This window comes from Pseudomonas sp. Sample_23 (assembly GCF_004307595.1).
GTDB classification, from domain to species: domain Bacteria; phylum Pseudomonadota; class Gammaproteobacteria; order Pseudomonadales; family Pseudomonadaceae; genus Aquipseudomonas; species Aquipseudomonas atacamensis.
Genome location: NZ_RCNX01000004.1, coordinates 1 through 16689, shown reverse-complemented (window position 1 = coordinate 16689; position 16689 = coordinate 1). Strand labels below are relative to the sequence as shown.

Sequence of the window (16689 nt, the reverse complement as noted above, 5' to 3'; positions counted from 1 at the left end):
GCCCATAAAAAAGGCCGCTGCAAACGCAGCGGCCAAGGTAAGACGTTGGATCAAGGAGCTACAAATCAACGTCAGTGAACAGCGGGGCGGTAAACCGAAAACATCGATTTATCCAGAATCTGTAGCCAGTCGCTCGCGATTCAGCGGAGCGGGCTTCGCGCTTTCCGACCTGGGCGGGGAAAGCGCGATCAGAATACGGGCTTGAGTGTGTAGGAAAAATACCGATTCCAGACATGCACTGTTACGGGGCGCGCAACAGTGAGGTGCCCATGAATGGCGCTGATGATGCGCCATCCAGCCAACCCATGAACCTCTCAAGGCCCCGCCGCGCAAGGCCATTCATCCTTTCGAGCGACAACGCAAATACCTCCTTGGTGCGCTTATCGACCGCAGCGACCGGCAGTAGGGTGGGGCCTTCTGTCACTCACCGGGGAAGACGCATGACAAAAACAACAATGCGCGCCATCTTCACACCGCAGGCGCTGGCCGCTGCGGTGGCTCTGGGTTGCGGCGCCCAGGCGCACGCGGTCGCCTTCAACATCGGCGAAATCGAAGGCACCTTCGACTCGTCACTCTCGGTCGGCGCGAGCTGGGGCCTGCGCGATGCCGACAGTTCGCTGGTCGGCACGGTCAATGGCGGCAGCGGACAATCGTCCACCGGTGATGACGGGCGGCTGAATTTCAAGAAGGGCGAAACCTTCTCGAAAATCTTCAAGGGTATCCACGACCTCGAACTGAAGTACGGCGATACCGGCGTGTTCGTGCGGGGCAAATACTGGTACGACTTCGAACTCAAGGACGAAGACCGCGAGTTCAAACAGATCAGCGACAGCGACCGCAAGGAAGGCGCCAAGTCTTCCGGCGCGCAGGTCCTCGATGCTTTCGTCTATCACAACTACGCCATCGCTGATTTGCCCGGCACTGTGCGGGCCGGCAAGCAGGTGGTGAGCTGGGGCGAAAGTACCTTCATCGGCAACTCGATCAACAGCATCAACCCGGTCGACGTCTCGGCATTCCGGCGTCCCGGTGCCGAGATCAAGGAAGGCCTGATTCCGGTGAACATGCTGTTTGGTTCGCAGAGCCTGACCGACAAACTCTCGGTCGAAGGCTTCTACCAACTGGAGTGGGACCAGACCGTTCTCGACAACTGCGGCACCTTCTTTGGCGTCGACGTGGCGGCGGACGGTTGCAACAACGGCTACACCGTCGGCAGTCCGGCTGTGGCGCCACTGGTGCCGCTGACCACCGCGTTCGGCCAAGGCATTCAGGTCACCCGCGAGGGCGTGGTGATCCCCCGTGGCGGTGATCGCGATGCGCGCGATTCCGGGCAATGGGGCACGGCGCTGCGCTGGCTCGGCGAAGACACCGAGTACGGCCTCTACTTCATGAATTACCACAGCCGTACGCCGACGGTCGGCACCACCACGGCGGGGCTGTCGACACTGGCGGCATTGCCAGGCATGGTCGGCATTGCCAACGGCCTTGCGCCTGGCAGCGGTGCGGGGCTGGCGCAAAGCGTGATGCTCGGGCGCGGTCAGTACTACCTCGAATACCCGGAAGACATTCGCCTGTACGGCGCGAGTTTCTCCACCACTCTGCCCACCGGCACCGCGTGGACCGGCGAGGTCAGCTACCGGCCGAACGCGCCGGTGCAGGTCAACACCAACGACCTGACCCTGGCGCTGGTCAACCCGATTGCCGGCGGCACCGCATCGCCACTCGCTACTTCGCCGGGTGCGGACAACAAAGGCTACCGGCGCAAGGAAGTCACGCAAATCCAGAGCACCCTCACGCACTTCTTCGATCAGGTGCTCGGCGCCGAACGTTTGACTGTGGTCGGCGAAGCGGCGGTGGTGCATGTCGGTGGTCTGGAGTCCCGCAGTGAGCTGCGTTACGGCCGTGATTCGGTCTACGGTCAGTACGGATTCGGCGGCGATACCGACGGCTTCGTCACCTCGACTTCGTGGGGCTATCGCGCCCGGGCGATTCTCGATTACGCCAACGTCATCGGCGGGATCAACCTCAAGCCCAACCTGTCATGGTCCCATGACGTCGCCGGTTACGGCCCCAACGGTCTGTTCAACGAAGGTGCGAAAGCCATCAGCTTCGGCGTCGATGCCGACTACCGCAACACCTACACCGCAAGCCTGAGTTACACCGACTTTTTCGGTGGCGACTACAACGTCCTCGAAGACCGTGACTTCGTGGCCCTGAGCTTCGGCGTGAACTTCTGATCTGCCCGAGAAGGATGACTGCAATGCGCAAAACGATTCTGCAATGTGGCGTGCTGGCCTTGAGTCTGCTGGCCGCCAACGTGATGGCGGCGGTGTCGCCGGATGAGGCGAACAAACTTGGCACCAGCCTGACCCCGCTCGGCGCCGAGAAGGCCGGCAATGCGGACGGATCGATTCCGGCCTGGACCGGCGGCATCCCGAAAAACGCCGGTGCGGTGGACAGCAAGGGCTTCCTCGCCGACCCGTTTGCCAACGAAAAACCGTTGTTCACCATCACCGCCGCGAACGTCGAGCAGTACAAAAGCAAGCTCTCCGATGGCCAGGTGGCGATGTTCAAACGTTACCCGGAAACCTACAAGATCCCGGTCTACCCGACCCACCGCACCGTGGGGGCGCCAGCGGAAATCTACGAGTCGGCCAAGCGCAGCGCGCTGAACGTCAACGCGATCAACGATGGCAACGGCCTGGCCAATTTCACCGGCAATCGCTACTACGCCTTCCCGATTCCGAAGAACGGCGTCGAGGTGCTGTGGAACCACATCACCCGTTATCACGGTGGCAATCTGCGGCGGATCATCACCCAGGTCACGCCGCAGACCAACGGCAGCTACACGCCGATCCGCTTCGAAGAAGAGATCGCCGTGCCGCAACTGATGAAAGACATCGACCCGGAAAAAGCCGCCAACGTGCTGACCTTCTTCAAGCAATCGGTGACCGCCCCGGCGCGGCTGGCCGGTAACGTGCTGCTGGTGCACGAAACCCTCGATCAGGTGAAGGAACCGCGTCTGGCGTGGATCTATAACGCCGGTCAACGCCGGGTCCGGCGCGCACCGCAAGTGGCCTATGACGGCCCGGGTACAGCGGCCGATGGCCTGAGGACTTCGGACAACTTCGACATGTTCTCCGGCGCGCCGGATCGCTATGACTGGAAACTTGTCGGCAAGAAGGAAATGTACATTCCCTACAACAGCTACAAGCTCGACTCGCCGAAGCTCAAGTACGACGACATCGTCAAGGCCGGGCACATCAATCAGGACCTGACCCGTTACGAACTGCACCGCGTCTGGGAAGTGATCGGCACGGTGAAACCGAACGAGCGGCACATCTACGCCAAGCGCCACATGTACATCGACGAGGACAGCTGGCAAGTGGCACTGGCCGATCACTACGACGGTCGCGGGCAACTGTGGCGCGTCGCCGAAGGTCACGCGCAGTACTACTACGATCATCAGGCCCAGGCTTACACGCTGGAAGCGCTCTACGACATCATTGCCGGCCGCTACATTGCGTTGGGCATGAAGAACGAAGAGAAGCACAGCTTCGAATTCGGCTTCGAAGCCAAGGCCGCCGATTACACCCCGTCGGCTCTGCGCGCCGAGGGCGTACGGTAACGGGTCTGCTGTACCGCTGGACAAAAGGCGACCGCACGGTCGCCTTTTTTATGGCCATCAATCAGCGTGCTGAATACTTGTCAACAAGGGCGCGGGAGAGGGCTAGGGTGAGCGCACAACGATAAGAAGGCTCACCCGATGACCGCCATGACCCCGTGCCTGGATCGACCCGGATTTTTGCCCAGGCTTTCTTCGCATCATCAACTTCGCAGCCGTTTGAGCGCACCTTTGCTGGCATCCAGCGCGCGGGTGAAGCTGTTGTGCGCGCCCGCGGGCAGTGGCAAAACCGCACTGCTCACCGAATGTCTTCTTCAGGCGCGTGCAGAGTGCGAGGCAATCTGGCTGCCGCTGGCGGGAGCGGCGCTCAGCACTGAAGAATTCTGCCTGCGTCTGACGCGGGCGCTCGGGCTGGTCGAAGGCCTTGACGATACGCAACTGATGGCGGAGCTGGCCCATTGGTCGAGGCCGACTTCGCTGTTCATCGATGATTACAGTCGTCTGCCGGATCCGGCTGTGGACGCGCTGCTGGATCGCTTGCTGGCGGTCAGCAGTCCGGCGCTCACCTGGTGGGTCAGCACTCGGCGCCGGCCGCAGTGCAACTGGCCGCGGCTGTTGCTCGATGACGAACTCTACGAATTCGAAAGCGCCAGCCTGGCGCTGACTCACGATGAAGTGGTATCGGTGTTGCACCATTTGCCGCCAGACCAGGCCGAGCGTGTCGCTGCCCGTATCATCCAGCATACCGGCGGCTGGTGCGCGGGGGCGCGCATGGCGCTCCTGCAAAAGTGCGACTGGTCGCAAAACCTGCAGCCGCAGCAGCGTGTCGACACTCTGCTCGATTATCTGCAGCACGAACTCTTCAGCAACCTGACGCCGGAGCAGGACGAGGCATGGCGTGTGCTGGCTCATCTGCCACGGTTCAACGCGCCGTTATGCGAGCATTTGTTCGGCCCTGGCGAAGGCGCTCAGTTGCTGCGTGATCTGCAAGTGCTGGGCTGCTTCATCGAGCCTTGGCAAGCGTCCGCTGACTGGCTCCAGGTGTTCCGCCCGCTGTCGCGAATCATCCAGGAATCGCATTGGCCGTGTGCGCGTTCCTGGCACCGGCGCGCCTGTCAGTGGTTCAGCGCGACGCAGGATTGGCGAGCGGCGTTCGAACAAGCGTTGTTGGCCGAGGAATACGAAACTGCCGTCAGCCTGTTGCAGCATTTCAGCTTCGAAGACTTGTTCGAAGACCAGACGGTCGTCCTGCTGTTGCGTTTGCACGAGCAGCAAAGCCAGCAGCTGACCCTGATGACACCCCAGCTGATCGTGCTGGTCACGGGCGCCTTATTGTTTGCCGGCCGGTTCGAACAGGCCGGGCAATGCCTGGCTCATCTCGGCCGCTTCATGCCACAACCGACAGCGCAGCTGGAGCAGCAACTGCTGGCCCGCTGGCAGGCGCAACAGGGATGGCTGTTTCACCTGCAAGGGCAAATGGAGCCGGCACGCGCCTGCTTTCAGGAGGCGTTGTCCGCACTGGCTGACGATGCCTGGCAGGCCCGTGTGATGTGCCTGTCGGGACTGACCCAGCAGGCGTTGCTGTGCGGTGAGCTCGATCAGGCCCATGCCCTCAACCGCGAGGCGCTGTGCCTGGCGCGGGCTCACGGCTCGTTGCTGTTCGAAGGCTTGCTTGAGCTTGATCATGCGCAATGGCTCGAGCAGCGAGGCGCGCCTTTGCGTGCGGAAAGCCTGCTGGTGGAGATCGAGCACTTGCTGCGTCAGCGCAGCATGGTGCCCACGCCGCTGCTCGGCCGTATCGCCTTGCGACGCGGACGACTGGCGCTGTGCATGGGCCTTGAAGAGCAGGCTGCGCAGTTGTTCAGCCAGGGTCTTGAAGATTGCCTGCGCAGTGCAGACAAACGAGTCTTGTACGGCTACCTCGGGCAGGCGCAACTGGCCGGCAATCGCGGCGATTATGCCTGCGCTTTCGAGCGCCTGCGCGAGGCCGAAAGGGTCATGCAGCAGCGGCAGATTCCCGATACAGTCTATCGCGGTGTTGTGTTGCAGGTCAGCAGCCAGTTCTGGTTGCAGCAGGGCCGACCGCATCTTGTGCAAGAAGCGTTGAGCCGACTGTTACGGCATTACCGGGGACCTTCTGCGTTGCAGGCGCCACCCGCGACGTTCGAACTGATTATTCGCATCGAATACCTGCTGGCCTGCGCGAATGCGCAATCGATCCCTGACGAAACCGCTCTGCCCACCATTGAACGATTGCTGAAACGCGCTCAGGCCAAAGGCATGTTGGCGGCGGAAACGGAGTTGCTGCTGGCCTTCGCCCAGTTGGCCGAATTGCACGGTGACACGGTGGCGGCGCAGCAAGCTTTCCAGCGAGCCGCAATGCTTGCGGAGCGCTGCCGGTTGCAGCAAGCCATGCGCGAGTGGGAATTACGCCGAGGCAGCGCCGGCACGGCGTGTGGCAAGCAGATTCCTGTCTGGCTGAGCGATAACGCTGATCATGCCCCGGGCCTCAGTCGACGCGAGCGCGAAGTGCTGACATTGATTGCTCAAGGTGCTTCGAATCAGCAGGTTGCCGAACAACTGTTTATTTCATTGCATACAGTAAAAACCCATGCGCGACGTATTAACGGAAAGTTGGGTGTGGAGCGCAGAACTCAAGCGGTGGCAAAAGCAAAGTTGATGGGGATACTGATTTAGATTATGAAGTTTTGCAGTACAAAAGATTGCATGTGTTTGTTGGCATGTTTTGTAAATTGTTCGCCCTTCAAGTTGCCTGGAAAAGAAACTACCTTGCAGCTATCTACAGCGGCTGTGTTCGCAGCTCTGGATAGTCAAGTAAGGAAAAGATGTGGTCAAGTTATATAAAAGTCTGATGCGTGGTTCTTTGGGTGAGCAAGTTACCTGGCCTGAAGAGTGGGAAAAGGCAATCCAGGCAAAGGAAGATCTATTCAAGATCGTCGACGCCATGCCGAGCGTGCTGGATATTCTTCGCAGCATGCTTGACAGTGAATTGAAGCGTTTGGGCAAGACAATCGATATTGACAATGTTTACATCAATACGGACTCGGCTTTTCCCGATAATGGAAGTCGTCCTTCTGGCACTCTTTGGGAAGTGACTGTTCATTGTCTTGATAATAATGTCAGCCCCGCTTACATAATGGGCGGCGATGGGGTTTATTCTCTGCCGGACACCCGGAATGAGCAGTTCAAGGTCAATGCTCTCAATGTCCTTATTGTCGAGGATCTGATTGCTGCGGTGACCACCGGGTTGCAAAAGACATTGCAAGCCGAGATCGCAAAGTTCTGGGCGGCGCCAGTCAGGTCCATGCGACCGGACACGGCACCGTTGTCTAATAAGCAGGCTTTCATCGAAGCCTGCGCCGTGGTCACCAGTGCAGAGCTTTCGCTGTCGGTCATGGCCAACAATTTTGACGCCTGGTTGGGCGAGCGATTCGCTCATCTGCTCGACGCAGATGGCGGTCGCGCAGCGTTTGAAGTCAGGCTGCAACCTGAACGGGATTACCTGCTGTCGCTTCAGCCTTGTTTCGTTCTGGACAACGCCGAGCGTGCGGATGCAGAAATGCCGCTGGTGAATGAGTCAACCTCTTATCTCCTGCATACGCCGGAGAACGGCTTTGAATTTTTTGAAAAAAATATCGATCTGCATAGCAAACTTCAGCAGCGACTGTCCTTGGGTGGAGAACAGATCAGGTATCTGAAAGCTGCGCAAAGTCCTCATGCGTTTTGTGCCGAGGCTCACCTCAAAGGTCAGCTTGAAAGTGTTTCACTCTTGATCGGCGGCCAGGAACAACTGGCAAAACCGCTGACTTCCATGCTGCAGGACAATCAAGGCCTGCATGTGCTGCGTTACGGCATCGAAACCCGCTTCTATCTGCTTTGGGCTGCATTGAAACGCACCGACTGGCCGCTATGGCTGCATGCCGCGGGTAGCGATATGCAACAGCGCTATAGCGAGCTTGAAGAGTCGCGGGATCAATACCAGGCTGTCTATTCAAACACCTTCGATGCCTGTTTTTCATTCAAGGATTATGTAGTGCGCACATTCGCCGAATGGGCGGACAGGGTACTTGGTGAACAACTGGATCCGGAATCGATAAGTGTCCATAGCTCGTACAGTCTGCAAATTGCCGGGCGTACTATCGAACAGGAAGAAACCCGGACGCTGACGGAGTTTATTGTTTTCGGGCTGCACGACACTGGTTATAAAGCGGCTCTGACTATCATCGGCGCTCCTGCCGGAAGTCGGCTGACGGCAGTAGCGCTTGAACAGTGGCTGGAAAATCGTAACCTGCGACTGGAATTTACCGGCAGTCTTGCATACTCGCCCTCGGTGGCTTACCAGGAGGCTTATCGCAACTATCTCTGCAGTCAGATGGAGTTCGCGGCTTTTGTTGCTCGTCACTCCGGGAAACTGGATTCCACTGATGCCAATATCATCGCGCGGGCCATGGCCAATGATCCTGCGGTGACTATTCAGGGGTTGAAAATCAGACTGCAAGCGCCAGCGCTGAAAGACGTTCTGATGATTTCGGCCAAAGAATACGTGCCGTCGCTGATGCTGGTCAAAACAGCTGGAGGACAATTCGAACTGCAGAAATTTCCCGATATCTACGCCGCGAACCGCTGGCTGGAGTCGGCATTGTCGGCGGATCGTGAATACGCCGCATTGATGATCCATCCCGACTACCTGCAAGAGGCGGGTGAGTTGCTTGGCAGCGCTGGCACTCAACTGAGCTATCGCTACACGATTGATAGCCGGCCGGTCGATTTTTATCTGAACGCCAAAGCACCGTTGGCGGACTACGCGAATGTCGCCTACCGAGCCGAAGTTGCCCTGCACAAAGCCATTGCACCGGCCGGTTATCGCGCGCTTGGCTTCGAGGGCCGCAAGCGCTATTCGCGTCTGAGCACCGAATTCAAGGCACTGTCCATGGTTGAGGCGCGAGACAATGGTTTTCCGACATTCGAGCAATTCACTTACGACTCGGTGAAAGCTCAGATCGAAGACATTTTGCGTTCGCGTGGCAGTTACGTTTCGGTCAATCCCGACCAGATCATTGTGCAAACCGAAGACTTTCGTAAGAGCGTTACCGACGTTTTGCTTGAAGGACTCGCTTTTGAAGCGGCGCATCCGGCCTACGAAACGAAATTCAGCCCGAAATACTATTTGGTCAACGGCCATCCCATCGTTGAAAAACTGGATATCCGCGACCTTTCCTCGCTGTCGAAAACATTCCGACCCGGCGACAGATATACCGCGATGCTGAAAGAGCAATATCAGAACAAGGCGCATCCTGATTACTCATTCAAACGCGCTGTACACGCCCGGAAAATCCGCTGTGAGATGTACCGCAATGCATTTGCCGACTATACCAACGGCAGATTAACCACTGAATCTTTCTCTGCTGTCCAACGGATTATCGACAATCTGAAAGAAGGTGGCGGCTATCCATCAATCGTCAATAGCGTCTCCGAAGGCGACATCGGGCTGTATAAATTCAACATCGGCACGCTGGGTCTGACGGCTGCCGGTGACCGTACAGTTGGCGGCGTTTATATTTTTCGACTGAAGTTATCGTCAGGTTTCTTCGACTTGCTCTATACGCCTGACGCGCCGGATCAAGTCAGCTTCCGGCCGATCGCTGATTTCATTCCTTCGATTCGTTTTCGCAAAGGCCCGTTCAGGACCTACTACAGCGAGCGGATACTGCTGGTTGACCAGAAAGTGATCAATGATTACTTCGATAATCTGGTCGCAACGGTTGATACCCGACCGGTCATTCGCACGCAGCAGCGTTCGTTACTGCCCGATCTGTTCACTTTCCACGACGAGCGAGTGCGCCGTGTATTGAGTGACATCGACGAACGGACCACCAGTCTCAATGAAATAATTGCCGCCCTGGTTTATGAAAACCTGTTGAAGGCCGCAAACATCGTCAGCCTGGTGGTGCCACCCGTAGGCACTGTGGTGGTGGCTGTGCAGGTGATGAAAAGCATCTACGACGCGTCGCAGTCGCACCGACGGGGTGATTATTCCGCCGCGCTGGGGCATGTGCAGGATGTATTGAGCGGACTGCTGACATTGGGTCAGGCTGCAGCGGCGGGGGCGCCGGTTAAAGAACTTACCCGTGCGCAACGCTCATTTCTAAGTCTGTTTGAAGACGCCCGCACGGTCGCGGAACTCGTCACGTATTACACCGGCCATGAAGACCCCGCCGATGAGCTGATCGGTTTCTTCAAGTCACTGATGCAAGAGGGTGACAGCGCATTGAGCAAGACCACGGTGCGTTGAGTCGTTTCGAGCGCACATAAGCATTACTTAACTTTCGTAACCCATGCGCCAACTCACGGCCCGCGTCGCAGCCAACAACCGCTGCGCCGCCGGGCCGTTTTCGTCGGCGTGGAACAGCGAGGTCGGGCCGACGATGGTCAGCACCGCAGCGATCTGGCCGACCGCGTTGAACACTGGCGCAGAAAGCGCATCCACACCCGGCATCAACAAACCATGCACGTGATGCAGACCGCGTTCGCGGATCTGTTCACACAGCGCTGCATAGGCTGTTTCATCCTTGAGCGGATGCTCCGCGACAGCGATTTCCTGTTCGCGCAATTCATCGGTTTCCCGGTGTGGCAGGTAAGCGCTGAACACCAGCCCGGTGGACGAACTGAGCAGCGGCAGCACCGAACCCAATTGCGTCACCACTGTCACCGCGCGCACCGCCGGTTCGATATGCACCACGGTTGCACCCTGATTGCCCCACACCGCGAGAAAGCAGGTTTCGTTGAGTTCGTCGCGCAACTCGGACAGCGGCAGGGCGGCGACTTTCAGCACGTCCATGCTGTTGAGTGCGGCCAGGCCCACCCGCAACGCTTCGCGACCGAGGCCGTAATGGTTGGTGGCGGCGTTCTGTTCGGCAAATCCCGAAGCAATCAACGCCTGCAGATAGCGATGCACCTTGCTCGCCGGCATCTGCACGTGTTCGGCCAGACGCGACAGCGAAGTCGACGGTGACAACTCGGCCAAAGCCTTGAGGATGTCGGTGCCGACCTCGGCGGAGCGGACTTTCTGTTTGCCGTTGCTGTCGCTGGTTTTTTCCATGGGGCTGGCGGTTCCGGTTCGAATGGGCGTCTTTATAGCTTGACGCTGGATAGCGAGCAAATTACGTTATGCGTAATCAGATTACGATAATAACAACCCCGGCGTGCCGAGACCTCTGAGCCAGAGCGATGGGCCATTGCCGACTCCCTGTTCAGGAGGCTCCATGAACCTCGATTCAACCGCGCAGGACCTGGTTTACCAGTCCGGCTTCGGCAACGAATTCAGCACCGAAGCGTTGCCCGGCGCGCTGCCCGTTGGCCAGAATTCCCCGCAAAAAGCCCCGTATGGCCTGTATACCGAATTGTTCTCCGGCACCGCGTTCACCATGCCGCGCAGCGAAGCGCGCCGCACCTGGATGTACCGGATTCAGCCATCGGCCAACCACCCGGCGTTCGTCAAACTGGAACGGCAACTGGCCGGCGGACCGTTGGGTGAAGTGACGCCCAATCGCCTGCGCTGGAATCCACTGGAGCTGCCTACCGAACCGACGGATTTCATCGATGGCCTGGTCAGCATGGCGGCCAACGCCGGCGCCGAGAAACCGTCCGGCATCAGCATTTATAACTACACCGCCAACCGTTCGATGGAGCGGGTGTTCTTCAACGCTGACGGTGAAATGCTGCTGGTGCCGCAACTCGGTCGCCTGCGTATCGCCACCGAACTGGGCGTACTCGAGGTGGCGCCGCTGGAAATCGTCGTGCTACCGCGTGGCCTGAAGTTTCGCGTCGAGCTGCTCGATCCACAGGCACGCGGCTACCTCGCCGAGAACCATGGCGCGCCGCTGCGCCTGCCGGATCTGGGGCCGATCGGTAGCAACGGTCTGGCCAATCCACGGGATTTCCTTACCCCGGTCGCCGCCTACGAAAACCTCCAGCAACCGACCACTCTGGTGCAGAAATTCCTTGGCCAGTTGTGGGCCACCGAACTCAATCACTCACCCCTCAATGTGGTCGCCTGGCACGGCAACAACGTGCCGTACAAATACGACCTGCGCCGTTTCAACACCATTGGCACGGTGAGTTTCGATCATCCGGATCCTTCGATCTTCACCGTATTGACCTCGCCGACCAGCGTGCACGGTCTGGCCAACCTCGATTTCGTGATCTTCCCGCCGCGCTGGATGGTCGCCGAAAACACCTTCCGGCCACCGTGGTTCCATCGCAACCTGATGAACGAATTCATGGGCCTGATCCAGGGCGAATACGACGCCAAGGCTGAAGGCTTCGTGCCCGGCGGCGCGTCGTTGCACAGCTGCATGAGCGCCCATGGCCCCGACGGCGAGACCTGCACCAGGGCGATCAACGCCGAGCTTGCACCTGCAAAAATCGATAACACCATGGCCTTCATGTTCGAGACCAGCCAGGTGCTGCGCCCAAGCCGTTTCGCCCTCGACTGCCCTCAATTGCAATCCAGTTATGACGCTTGCTGGGCCTCGCTGCCCGCCACGTTCGACCCGACCCGGAGATAACCCATGACACAGAATTCCATCACCCGCAGTTGGGTCGCTTCGGCCAACGGTCACAGCGATTTTCCGTTGCAGAATCTGCCGCTGGGCGTGTTCAGTCTCAACGATTGCAGTCCGCGCGCGGGCGTGGCGATCGGCGAGCACATTTTCGATTTGCAGGTGGCGCTTGAGGCCGGGCTGTTCGACGGTGTCGCACGCAGTGCGGTGGAAGCCATGCACGGCGGGCAGTTGAACGCGTTCTTCGAATTTGGCCGTGAGGCGCGGGTTGCCCTGCGCGAACGGCTGATCGAACTGTTCAGTGAAGGCAGTACCCTGCGCGGCAGCATCGAAGCGCAAGGCGCGAAAGTCTTGCCACTGGCTGCCGATTGCCAGATGCACCTGCCGGCGCGAATCAGCGATTACACCGACTTCTACGTCGGCATCGAGCATGCGCAGAACGTCGGCAAACTGTTCCGTCCGGATAACCCGCTGTTGCCGAACTACAAGCACGTGCCGATCGGTTACCACGGTCGCGCTTCCACGGTGCGAGCGTCCGGTACCGACGTGCGCCGGCCGAAGGGCCAGACGCTGCCGGCCGGGCAGACCGAACCGGTATTCGGCCCATGCGCACGTCTGGATTACGAACTGGAGCTGGGCATCTGGATCGGCCAGGGCAATGAGATGGGCGAGCCGATTGCCATCGGTGACGCTGCCGAGCACATCGCCGGTTTCTGCCTGCTCAACGACTGGTCGGCGCGGGATATCCAGGCTTGGGAATACCAGCCACTCGGCCCATTCCTGTCGAAGAGTTTCATCACCAGCGTCTCGCCGTGGGTGGTGACGGCCGAAGCGCTCGAGCCGTTCCGCACGGCACAGCCGGCGCGCCCTGAAGGTGATCCGCAGCCGCTGCCGTATCTGCTCGACAAGCGTGATCAGGATGGCGGCGCTTTCGACATCGAACTGGAAGTGCTGCTGCGCACCGAAGCCATGCGCGAGCAGAACCTGCCCGCCCATCGCCTGACCCTGAGCAACACCCGCTACATGTACTGGACCGTCGCGCAAATGGTCGCGCACCACAGCGTCAACGGTTGCCAGTTGCAGGCTGGCGACCTGTTTGGTTCGGGCACTTTGTCCGGCCCGGAAAACGGCCAGTTTGGCAGCCTGCTGGAGATTACCGAGGGCGGTAAGAAACCGATCGAACTGGCTTCCGGCGAAGTGCGCAAGTTCCTTGAGGACGGTGACGAAATCATCCTGCGCGCTCGCTGCGCCCGCGACGGTTTTGCCTCGATCGGCTTCGGCGAATGTCGCGGCACCGTGATCGCTGCACGCTGACAGGAGCGGCTTATGGATCTCTATGGCTATTACCGTTCCACTTCATCGTACCGGGTGCGAATCGCACTGGCGTTGAAGGGCCTCGATTACCAGGCGCTGCCGGTCAACCTGATCGCACCGTCGGGTGGTGAACATCGGCAGCCGGCGTATCTGGCGCTCAATCCCCAGGGCCGGGTGCCAACCTTGCGCACCGATGACGGTGCGCTGCTGATTCAATCGCCGGCGATCATCGAGTATCTGGAAGAGCGTTATCCACAGGTGCCGTTGCTGCCGGATGATCTGCTGACGCGCGCGCAGGTGCGCGGTGTCGCGGCGGTGATCGGCTGCGATGTGCACCCGCTGCACAACGTCAGCGTGCTCAATCGCCTGCGCCAGTCCGGGCAGGATGAAACGCAGGTGGTGGAGTGGATCAGCCATTGGATCAGCCAAGGGCTGGCAACGGTGGAGCAGTTGATCGGCGACAGCGGTTTCTGTTTTGGCGAATGGCCGTGTGTGGCGGATGTGTATTTGATTCCGCAGTTGTATGCGGCAGAGCGGTTCAACGTCAGCCTGGAGGCGTATCCGAAGATTTGCCGTGTGGCTGCGTTGGCGGCTGAACATCCGGCGTTTATCAAGGCGCATCCTGCCAATCAACCAGACACCCCGTAATTCCTGTGGGAGCGAGCCTGCTCGCGAAGACGGCGTGTCAGTGGCCTTTCATTCAGCTGACACACCGCTTTCGCGAGCAGGCTCGCTCCCACACAGGTTTGTGTGGGCCTCAAGGATGGGGGCAAACCTGCAAAAAGCGGTCAATGCACGACGGAGTTGGGCGGCAGATGGCCGAGGCGTTCGGTCAGGCGCAGGCGCTGGATCGGGTCTTCGCTGAGCAATAACGCATGCTCCAGATCGAAGCGTTCAGCGTTCGGGCAATCCAGCCGTTGATACAGACTGGCCCGGGCCATGTAATCAGAGGCCTTCGCATCACCCAGTTCGAGCACTCGTTCTGCGTCGATCAGCGCGGCGATGTGATCGTCGTGGGTCAGATGCAATTGGCGCAGATTGCGTGACAGACGCTGCAGCATCTGCACTGGCGTGGCCGTCAGCAGATGCTCGGCGCTGAGCTGCATGTTCGGCCCGTATTGGCGTTGCAACAGTTCGCGACAGTCGTTGGGATACAAGCGTCGCCCGCCGCAAGGGTCGAGCAAGTGGTCGGCGCCGGGTACCCGCAACAGGAAATGCCCGGGGAAGTTGACCCCGACCAAAGGAATCTCGAGGCCATGCGCCAGTTCCAGTGCGATCAACGCCAATGCCAACGGCTGACCGCGCTGGGTGTGCAACACACGATGCAGCAGCGCCGCCTGCGGGCGCAGCGGCAGGAAATCATCCTGTGCGAAACCGAGATCGACCATGCGCCGCAACAGCGGTTGCGCCAGTTCGCTGACCGGCAGCATCGGCAGCCCATAGCTGACGCGTAGTTGCAGATCCTTGAAGGTGCGCAACCATGCCTCGGGCTCGAGGGTTTTGTCGTGCTCGGCACTTATCCACAGCGCAGCTTCCAGCAGGGCCGGCGGTGAACGATGCAGGCATTCGAAAAAGCGTTGGCGCGCACTCATCTGAATCTCCCTCCAATGCCTCGTTTTAGCCCCGTCCGTGTTGTTCGTCCAGTGCCGGGCGCGTTGAGCGCGAGTTATAGCGGCGCAACATTGTCCGCTCGGCGGCTCATGCCGGTGCGCGCCAGCAATTTTCGGGGGCAAGCCTATACTGGCGTTCTACAAGAAGTGATTCGGGAGCCTGTCGATGTTCGCTCTCATGCAAAGCACTCGCCTGGAATCGCTGCACTTGAGCGTGGACCCGGTCACCGGGTTGAAGGCGGTCATTGCCATTCATGACAGTCGCCTGGGGCCAGCCCTGGGCGGCTGCCGTTACCTTGCCTATCCCAACGACGAATCTGCGGTCGAGGACGCCATTCGCCTGGCGCAAAACATGAGCTACAAAGCGGCGCTGGCCGGTCTTGCGCAGGGCGGCGGGGTGGCGGTGATCGTGCGCCCGGCCCATGTCGAGAATCGCGCCGCATTGTTCGAGGCTTTCGGCCGTTGCATCGAGCAGCTCGACGGTCGCTACATCACCGCCATCGACAGCGGCACTTCAGTGGCGGACATGGACTGCATTGCCCAGCAGACCCGGCATGTCACCAGCACCACCTCGGCAGGCGATCCGGCACCGCACGCGGCCATGGGCGTGTTCACCGGCATTCGCGCCACGGCGATGGCGCGTCTGGGCAGCGACAACCTCGAAGGTTTGCGCATTGCCATTCAGGGGCTTGGCAACGTCGGTTATGCACTGGCCGAGCAACTGCACGCTGCCGGCGCCGAGTTGCTGGTCAGTGACATCGACCACGGCAAGGTGCAACTGGCGATGGAGCAGCTCAATGCTCACCCGATCGCCAACGACGCATTGCTCAGCACGCCTTGCGACATTCTTGCGCCTTGTGGGTTGGGCGGTGTGCTCAACAGTCACTCTGTGTCGCAACTGCGCTGTTCTGCTGTGGCCGGTTCGGCGAACAATCAACTTTCCCATCTGGATGTGGCGGATCAACTGGAACGGCGCGGGATTCTTTATGCGCCGGACTATGTGATCAATGCCGGCGGGCTTATTTACGTTTCGCTTAAACATCGTGGCGAGGAGTTGCCGACGATTACGGCGCATCTGTCGAAAATCAGTTCGCGGCTGACCGAAGTCTTCGCCCATGCTCAGGCGGAAAAACGTTCGCCGGCGCGGGTGGCGGATGAGTTGGCGGAAAAGGTTTTGTATCGCTGAAAGCAAAAGATCGCAGCCTTCGGCAGCTCCTGCACTCGAAATGCAGTAGCTGCCGAAGGCTCGGGCCGCGATCGGACGATCTTTCTGATTACTTCGGCGCTTTCGCTGCTTTGGCGGGCTTCGCCGGCGCCTCGTCAGGTTCTGCCGCTTCAGCTTTTTCGACAGGCTCGGCCGGCGCATTGATCAGCTCCGACAGCGCATCGGGCTGGCTCTTGAATGCCCGGGCGAACACATCACGATTCTTCGCCATGTAGATCCCGGCTTCTTCCACTTGCTGTTCGGTCAGGGACGGAACGGCTTTTTGCAGCACATCGGCCAGATATTCGGCCAGTTCGAGCATTTTGTCATGACGATCAGCTTCGGCTTTATCCATGA

At 59.5% G+C, this 16689-nt stretch carries 10 protein-coding genes and 1 pseudogene; 8 read left to right on the top strand and 3 right to left on the bottom strand.

Annotated features, from left to right (window positions below; genetic code table 11):
* Positions 1-440 precede the first annotated feature (440 nt).
* From D8U82_RS00440 to D8U82_RS00425, 4 genes are all read left to right on the top strand, one after another.
* Complete coding sequence (locus D8U82_RS00440; RefSeq protein WP_130901478.1) at positions 441-2234, top strand: DUF1302 domain-containing protein; 1794 nt, start codon at positions 441-443, stop codon at positions 2232-2234.
* Positions 2235-2257: 23 nt separating this feature from the next.
* Positions 2258-3625, top strand: coding sequence for a DUF1329 domain-containing protein (locus D8U82_RS00435; protein ID WP_039759308.1), 1368 nt, complete (start codon positions 2258-2260; stop codon positions 3623-3625).
* A gap of 138 nt (positions 3626-3763) precedes the next feature.
* Positions 3764-6319 carry a LuxR C-terminal-related transcriptional regulator gene (locus D8U82_RS00430; RefSeq protein WP_130901477.1) on the top strand — a complete coding sequence of 852 codons (2556 nt, stop codon included), beginning with the start codon at positions 3764-3766 and terminating at the stop codon, positions 6317-6319.
* Between the two features lie 151 nt (positions 6320-6470).
* Positions 6471-9935 carry a DUF6543 domain-containing protein gene (locus tag D8U82_RS00425; RefSeq protein ID WP_130901476.1) on the top strand — a complete coding sequence of 1155 codons (3465 nt, stop codon included), beginning with the start codon at positions 6471-6473 and terminating at the stop codon, positions 9933-9935.
* A 27-nt stretch (positions 9936-9962) separates the two neighbouring features.
* On the opposite strand, the gene D8U82_RS00420 is transcribed toward D8U82_RS00425, so the two are convergent.
* Positions 9963-10742 carry an IclR family transcriptional regulator gene (locus D8U82_RS00420; RefSeq protein ID WP_024011648.1) on the bottom strand — a complete coding sequence of 260 codons (780 nt, stop codon included), beginning with the start codon at positions 10740-10742 and terminating at the stop codon, positions 9963-9965.
* Positions 10743-10905: 163 nt separating this feature from the next.
* Between D8U82_RS00420 and hmgA the strand changes: the two genes are divergently transcribed.
* From hmgA to maiA, 3 genes are read left to right on the top strand one after another with little or no spacing between them, the layout of a single operon-like run.
* Positions 10906-12210 (top strand): homogentisate 1,2-dioxygenase, encoded by a 1305-nt coding sequence (hmgA, locus tag D8U82_RS00415; protein WP_122750886.1) that lies wholly within the window; start codon positions 10906-10908, stop codon positions 12208-12210.
* Between the two features lie 3 nt (positions 12211-12213).
* Positions 12214-13518, top strand: a complete 1305-nt coding sequence (gene fahA, locus D8U82_RS00410; protein WP_130901475.1) for a fumarylacetoacetase — start codon at positions 12214-12216, stop codon at positions 13516-13518.
* A gap of 12 nt (positions 13519-13530) precedes the next feature.
* Positions 13531-14166 (top strand): maleylacetoacetate isomerase, encoded by a 636-nt coding sequence (gene maiA, locus D8U82_RS00405; protein ID WP_130888941.1) that lies wholly within the window; start codon positions 13531-13533, stop codon positions 14164-14166.
* Between the two features lie 140 nt (positions 14167-14306).
* Here maiA and D8U82_RS00400 read toward each other — a convergent pair whose 3' ends face one another.
* The gene (locus D8U82_RS00400) at positions 14307-15110 is read right to left on the bottom strand and encodes a transglutaminase family protein (RefSeq protein ID WP_024011653.1); all 804 of its coding nucleotides are present in this window, start codon (positions 15108-15110) and stop codon (positions 14307-14309) included.
* A 184-nt stretch (positions 15111-15294) separates the two neighbouring features.
* On the opposite strand from D8U82_RS00400, the gene D8U82_RS00395 reads away from it, so the two are divergent.
* Positions 15295-16314, top strand: coding sequence for a Glu/Leu/Phe/Val dehydrogenase dimerization domain-containing protein (locus D8U82_RS00395; protein WP_016771635.1), 1020 nt, complete (start codon positions 15295-15297; stop codon positions 16312-16314).
* Positions 16315-16498: 184 nt separating this feature from the next.
* Here D8U82_RS00395 and D8U82_RS00390 read toward each other — a convergent pair.
* A pseudogene (locus D8U82_RS00390) lies at positions 16499-16687 on the bottom strand (YebG family protein); the annotation flags it as partial.
* Between the last annotated feature and the right edge of the window lie 2 nt (positions 16688-16689).

What these genes read in the sequence shown, in the direction of transcription:
- D8U82_RS00440 (WP_130901478.1), top strand. Translation starts at nt 441, where the DNA reads ATGACAAAAACAACAATGCGCGCCATCTTCACACCGCAGGCGCTGGCC.
- D8U82_RS00435 (WP_039759308.1), top strand. Translation starts at nt 2,258, where the DNA reads ATGCGCAAAACGATTCTGCAATGTGGCGTGCTGGCCTTGAGTCTGCTG.
- D8U82_RS00430 (WP_130901477.1), top strand. Translation starts at nt 3,764, where the DNA reads ATGACCGCCATGACCCCGTGCCTGGATCGACCCGGATTTTTGCCCAGG.
- D8U82_RS00420 (WP_024011648.1), bottom strand. Translation starts at nt 10,742, where the DNA reads ATGGAAAAAACCAGCGACAGCAACGGCAAACAGAAAGTCCGCTCCGCC.
- hmgA (WP_122750886.1), top strand. Translation starts at nt 10,906, where the DNA reads ATGAACCTCGATTCAACCGCGCAGGACCTGGTTTACCAGTCCGGCTTC.
- fahA (WP_130901475.1), top strand. Translation starts at nt 12,214, where the DNA reads ATGACACAGAATTCCATCACCCGCAGTTGGGTCGCTTCGGCCAACGGT.
- maiA (WP_130888941.1), top strand. Translation starts at nt 13,531, where the DNA reads ATGGATCTCTATGGCTATTACCGTTCCACTTCATCGTACCGGGTGCGA.
- D8U82_RS00400 (WP_024011653.1), bottom strand. Translation starts at nt 15,110, where the DNA reads ATGAGTGCGCGCCAACGCTTTTTCGAATGCCTGCATCGTTCACCGCCG.
- D8U82_RS00395 (WP_016771635.1), top strand. Translation starts at nt 15,295, where the DNA reads ATGTTCGCTCTCATGCAAAGCACTCGCCTGGAATCGCTGCACTTGAGC.